Origin of the sequence: Lachnospira hominis (ex Hitch et al. 2025), assembly GCF_040096395.1 — a bacterium.
GTDB lineage: Bacteria > Bacillota > Clostridia > Lachnospirales > Lachnospiraceae > Lachnospira > Lachnospira hominis.
Map to the genome: position 1 here is coordinate 88,188 of NZ_JBBMES010000009.1, position 6,305 is coordinate 94,492.

The following is a 6,305-nucleotide window of genomic DNA, read 5'->3' on the forward strand; positions in this document are numbered from 1 at the left end:
ATTAAATATTATAAAGATTAAAAAAAACATGTCAACATAAATTATGTCGATAAGTAAGAAAAATTGGGAAAAAGATTATTTTAGTGTGTACGGACACAGGAATGGAGAAAGATGAACCGAACGGTTGCAATACACAGCCTTGGCTGTAAAGTTAATTCATATGAAGCAGAATCAATGGAACAGCTTTTAAAGCAGGCCGGATATACGATAGTGCCATTTGATGAGAATATAACGGCAGATATTTATATAATAAATACATGTTCTGTCACTAATATAGCTGACAGAAAATCAAGACAGATGCTTCATAAATCAAAAAAAATTAATCCTGATGCGATAGTTGTTGCAGCAGGATGTTATGTCAATGCAGATACAAAGAAAGCCGCTGAGGACAATGCTGTAGATATAGTCCTTGGTAACAACTGCAAAATTAATATAGTAGAAGCACTTGAAAATTATTATAAAGACAAGAATAATTCCGAGATGGTTGTTGATTTTAAAGAAAAGCAGGAATATGAGGAATTAAAGCTTGATGAAGTAAGTACACATACGAGAGCTTATATAAAGATACAGGACGGCTGTAACCAGTTCTGCTCATATTGCATAATTCCTTATACAAGAGGAAGAATAAGAAGCCGTGATATAGATGAAATTGAAGAAGAAGTGACTAAACTTGTGTCAAAAGGATTCAAGGAAGTTGTTCTTACAGGAATCCACCTTACATCATATGGTGTTGACAATAACAAAGGCTCACTTCTTGAAGTAATAATGCGGCTTGATAAAATAGAGGGATTGCAAAGAATAAGGCTTGGTTCACTTGAGCCACGCGTTATAACAGAAGAATTTGCAAAAACATTATCATCAAGTAAAAAAATATGTCCGCATTTTCATCTGTCGCTTCAGAGCGGCTGTGATACAGTTTTAAAACGTATGAACAGAAAATATACTACACAGGAATATTATGATAAATGCTGTATTTTAAGAAAGTATTTTAACAATCCGGCAATTACAACAGATGTTATAGTTGGATTTCCGCAGGAAACAGAAGAAGAATTTGAAGCAACGAAGGTATTTCTTGAGAAGGTGCATTTTTATGAAATGCATATATTCAAATATTCAAGAAGAAAAGGTACAGTTGCAGACCGCATGGAAGGTCAGGTTGATGAAAAGATAAAGACACAGCGTAGTGCAATTTTACTTGAACTTGAAAACAAAATGTCAAAAGAATACAGGCAGCAGCATATAGGTAAGACGGAAGAAGTGCTGATAGAAGAAATCGTATCAGAAAAAGGCAAAGACTATTTCATGGGATTTACACCTGATTATATACGTGTAAAAATTGCGTGTGATACGGCTTTGGATAATTCGGAATACATTAATACAATTAAGAAAGTTTACATGAAAGAACTTAGCGATGACGGCATCGTTGTGACAGGAATATTTGAATGTTAAAACTCATGTAAAAAATATTTTACGCAAAGAGGCAGAACCCTTTAAAACGGGGCATATGCCTCTTTTTTATATTTAAACAGATTTTACATAACATTTACATCTATTTAAGGAAAATATGATAGTAGATTTCACATGATTTTTTGTATATTAACATCGTTGAAAGAAACAAACTCAAAAAGAAAGACGAGGAAGCAATGATGAGAAAACAGAGTTTAAAAAAAGCAGCAGCACTTGCGATTAGCGTAATGTGCATGGCAGGAGTATTTACAGGATGTGGAAACAACAAGTCAAATAATTCATCAGGAGATAATGCAAATACAGATGCAAAACTTACAGGAAGCATTACAGCAGCAGGTTCATCTGCATTAAAGCCACTTGTGGATGATGCAGCAGATTTATTTAATGAAAAACATCCTGATGTAAATATTACAATTGATGCCGGTGGTTCTGGTGAAGGACTTAAACAGGTTGCCGAGGGTACAGTTAATATCGGTAATTCAGATGTAGAAGCAGCAGAAAAGCTTGACGCTTCAAAGGCATCACAGCTTGTAGACCACAAGGTATGTGTTGTTACAATGGCACCTATCGTAAATAAAGATGTAACAGCAGGTGGTGTTAAGAACCTTACAAAGCAGCAGCTTACAGATATTTTCACAGGTAAGATTACAAACTGGAAAGAAGTCGGTGGTGCTGACGAATCAATAGTTCTTATAACACGTCCTGAGTCTTCAGGTACAAGAGCAACATTTAAGAAATATGCACTTGGCGGGGCAACAGAGGCTTCAAACAAGTCAATGGAAACAGATGATTCAGGTGTACTTCTTCAGAATGTTAAGACAACAAAGGGTGCAATCGGTTATGTAGCATTATCATATCTTACAAAGGATGCGGGCGTAGATACAGTATCACTTGATGGCGTAGCACCTACACTTGAAAATACATACAGCGGTAAATATCCTGTATGGACATATGAACATATGTATACAAAGGGAACACCAAATGAGACAACACAGAAGTTCCTTGATTACATAATGTCAGATGAATATGGCAAGAAAATGGAATCACTTGGATATGGTGTTTCATCAAAGATGCAGGTAAAAGAACACTAATCGTAAAATCCTTTAAACCCTCAAAAACATAAGAGTTATCGCGGCAGTCACAAGATTATAGTACAGACATGGAAATCGGCCTGTTGCCCGCGGAATATAATGCGGGCAGTAACTGCCCGCAAATTTTGGTAGTTAAATACGATTTTTGTGGAAGTGGAGAAAATTTATGAACAGTAAAAAAGGTATGTTTGCCAAAGAATACTTATGGCGTACAATTGTAACATTATGCGGATTATCCGTTATTGTCCTCACACTGGTAATAGGCGGATTCCTTGTATACAAAGGCTCAGGCACATTTTTTAAATTTCATCATACGATAGGAGAATTCTTATTTTCCCCTGATTGGACACCTATAGATAATATGGAGGGCGGCGGAAGTGTAGGTACGCTTATATTTATTGTGGGCTCTCTTAGTACATGCGGACTCGCACTTCTTATTGCGACGCCGTTTGCTTTAGGCTCAGCCATATTTATGACAGAAATAGCACCTTCATTTGGTGAAAAATTCTATCGTCCTGTCATTCAGATTTTTGCCGGAATTCCGTCGGTTGTATACGGATGGGCTGGTCTTACTGTGCTTGTTCCTGCAATAAGAAATGTATTTCACAGACAGGTTGGACATTCGATTCTAGCTGCCGGACTTGTGCTGGCGATAATGATATTTCCTACGATAACAAGCGTTTCGGCTGATGCAATTCGTTCAGTTCCGAAAGATTACAGAATGGGTGCATATGGAATGGGTTCAACACGCTGGCAGACAATATATAAAATAGTCCTTCCGGCTTCAGCTTCGGGGATTTTTTCTGCAATTATTCTTGGACTTGCAAGGGCGTTTGGTGAGGCACTTGCTGTTGCTATGGTAATAGGACAGACAACAGCACTTCCTACAAGTATATTTTCTACGACAAAATCACTTACAACAGAAATTACTGCACAGATGGGTAATGCCATGGAGGGCGGTGAAACAAAGACAGCACTCTGGACACTTGCTCTGCTTCTGTTTTTGATTTCACTTCTGTTTATCTTCCTGATACATTATTTTTCGCGTAAAAAGCCGGAAACATCAGGTAAACATACAAAAAAAGCTGTAAAGGGAGGTATGTAAAATGAATAGAATAAAACGTGCAAAAACGGCTGATAGATTTATGACAATAATATTTTATTGCATAGCAGTATTTTTTTTCATGCTTCTTGCAGCCTTTGCGGGATATGTAATAATCAAGGGCTTTGCCGGTGCAGATGCATCAATGTTTAAATTTTCGAGACGCGGAAGCATAGGAAATCAGTTATTTAATACAATTTATCTCGTTTTTTTATCATTGCTTATAACAGTTCCTATTGGTACGTTTGCAGGAATCTATCTTGCAAAATATGCCAAGGGTGGAATAATAACAAAATTTATAAGAATATGTATTGAAACACTTTCATCTCTTCCGTCAATTGTAGTCGGACTTTTTGGTTATCTTATATTTCTTGTAATAATGGGAATGGATAAGAGTCTTATGGCTGGTGCTTTATCAGTTTCAATTCTCACACTGCCGCTTATTACAACAACAACGGAGGATGCGGTAAAAGGTCTTCCAAAGGGGTATTTTGAGGCGAGCATGGGACTTGGCTCAACACGCTGGCAGGCAATATTTCATGTACTTCTGCCTGCATGTCTGCCACGAATAATGACAGGTATAATTCTTGCAGCCGGACGAGGCTTTGGCGAAGCAGCCGTACTTTTGTATACAACTGGTTCGGGAACAAACATAAGATGGTCTAACTGGGATATTGCATCTTCTACATGTCCGCTTAATCCGTTTCGTTCTGCTGAGACACTTTCGTTGCAGATATGGGATTTACAGGTCAACGGACAGGATCAGGCACTTGCAAATCTTGCATCTGCAGTTCTTCTTATTCTGGTGCTTGCATTCAGTATCGGTGCAAATGTACTTAGCAACAGAATTAATAAGAAAAATTCAGGTGAAAAGGCCTGAAAAAATAGTTTACAAAATATGCCACAAAAACAGTAAAGAGGTAAAAGTATATGGGAAAACCGGTTAAAAACGAAGAAAATTATAAGTTTGAGATAAATAATCTTAATTTGCATTATGGAGATTTTCATGCACTAAAGAATATCAACATGAATATAGAAAAAAATCAGATTACTGCATTTATCGGTCCTTCAGGCTGCGGAAAATCGACATTTTTAAAGACATTAAACAGAATGAATGACCTTGTTGACGGTGTAAAAATAGATGGAAACGTATATCTTGACGGAAAAGATATATTTGCCGATATGGATGCAATAAATTTAAGACATCGTGTCGGAATGGTATTTCAGCAGCCAAATCCTTTTCCAAAGAGCATATATGACAATATTGCCTATGGTCCGAGACTTTTTGGCGTAAAGAAAAAATCTGAACTTGATATCATAGTTGAAAAGTCTCTTAAACAGGCTGCAATATGGGACGAGGTAAAGGACAGACTGAAAAAATCAGCTCTTGGTCTTTCGGGAGGACAGCAGCAGAGACTCTGTATTGCGAGAACGCTTGCTGTAGAACCGGAAGTAATTCTTATGGATGAACCGACGTCAGCACTTGATCCGATTTCAACATCAAGAATAGAAGACCTTGCTGTGGAACTTAAAAATAATTATACAATAATTATGGTCACACATAACATGCAGCAGGCTGCACGAATTTCAGATAACACAGCATTTTTCCTTCTTGGAGAAATGATTGAGTACGGAAAAACAGAACAGTTATTCTCTATGCCTGCCAATAAGAAGACAGAAGACTATATAACAGGTAGATTTGGCTGATAATAACAATTGGGAAAAGGAGAAAATCATGAGAGATAAATTCCAGAAAGAACTCGAAGAGCTTAATGAAGAAATTATTGAAATGGGTAAAATGATTGTATATGATATACAAAATGCTGTAAAAGCATTAGTTACACAGGATATAAATCTGGCAAAAGAAGCAATTCAATATGACTCATCAATAGACAGACAGGAAAGAAACATCGAACATCTTTGCCTGAAGCTTCTTCTTGAGCAGCAGCCGGTGGCAGGAGATTTAAGAATCATATCATCGGCTTTAAAAATGATAACAGACATGGAAAGAATAGGTGACCATGCAGCTGATATATCGGAACTTACAATACTTATGGCAAAAGAATCATATATAAAGCATCTTGAACATATACAGCTTATGGCTGAAATATCAATGACTATGCTTTCAGAAAGTCTTGACGCATATGTCGAAAAAGACTTAAAAAAAGCGGAAGCGGTAATAAAACGTGATGATGAGGTTGATGATTTATTTGACAAAGTAAAGAATGAACTTATAAATATTATCCATGAAAATGTAAATGATGGCGAACAGGCAGCCAATCTTCTTATGACAGCCAAATATATGGAAAGAATCGGCGACCATGCAACAAACATATCTGAGTGGGTAATATTTTCAATAACAGGAAAACACGAAGAAGAGCAGTAAGAATGTAAGTGGTAAACGGTAAATAATAAATAGTAAATAACAAACAGTAAGAGTGCTGACATATGTAAGAAACAATAGATTCTGAATGTGGCGGCACTTTTTAATATGTTGTTGGAAACCGTTAAAAGCAGTAAATATAAGGCTTTGAACTGTTATAAAATATAAAAATGAAATAAATGCAGAAAAAAGTCAAAAAAAGTTAAAAAAAATCAAAAAAAGGTGTTGACATATATAACCTCAGGTGATATTATAATCAAGT

The 6,305-nt window shown here is 36.4% G+C and carries 6 protein-coding genes; all 6 read left to right on the forward strand.

Going from position 1 to position 6,305, the window contains the following annotated elements; all coding sequences use genetic code 11:
- Positions 1 to 111: 111 nt before the first annotated feature.
- The 6 genes from mtaB to phoU all read left to right on the forward strand — a co-directional run bounded on the left by mtaB (position 112) and on the right by phoU (position 6,046).
- On the forward strand, positions 112 to 1,449 hold the full coding sequence (mtaB, locus tag WMO38_RS09545; protein ID WP_349162426.1) for a tRNA (N(6)-L-threonylcarbamoyladenosine(37)-C(2))-methylthiotransferase MtaB: 1,338 nt from the start codon (positions 112 to 114) through the stop codon (positions 1,447 to 1,449).
- Positions 1,450 to 1,646: 197 nt separating this feature from the next.
- On the forward strand, positions 1,647 to 2,558 hold the full coding sequence (locus WMO38_RS09550; protein WP_349162427.1) for a phosphate ABC transporter substrate-binding protein: 912 nt from the start codon (positions 1,647 to 1,649) through the stop codon (positions 2,556 to 2,558).
- A gap of 166 nt (positions 2,559 to 2,724) precedes the next feature.
- Complete coding sequence (pstC, locus tag WMO38_RS09555; protein ID WP_349162428.1) at positions 2,725 to 3,663, forward strand: phosphate ABC transporter permease subunit PstC; 939 nt, start codon at positions 2,725 to 2,727, stop codon at positions 3,661 to 3,663.
- A gap of 1 nt (position 3,664) precedes the next feature.
- Positions 3,665 to 4,540, forward strand: coding sequence for a phosphate ABC transporter permease PstA (gene pstA / locus WMO38_RS09560; protein WP_349162429.1), 876 nt, complete (start codon positions 3,665 to 3,667; stop codon positions 4,538 to 4,540).
- Between the two features lie 50 nt (positions 4,541 to 4,590).
- Positions 4,591 to 5,367: a phosphate ABC transporter ATP-binding protein PstB gene (gene pstB / locus WMO38_RS09565; RefSeq protein WP_021866547.1), complete on the forward strand. Its 777-nt coding sequence runs from the start codon at positions 4,591 to 4,593 to the stop codon at positions 5,365 to 5,367.
- A gap of 28 nt (positions 5,368 to 5,395) precedes the next feature.
- On the forward strand, positions 5,396 to 6,046 hold the full coding sequence (gene phoU, locus WMO38_RS09570; RefSeq protein WP_349162430.1) for a phosphate signaling complex protein PhoU: 651 nt from the start codon (positions 5,396 to 5,398) through the stop codon (positions 6,044 to 6,046).
- Positions 6,047 to 6,305: the final 259 nt, after the last annotated feature.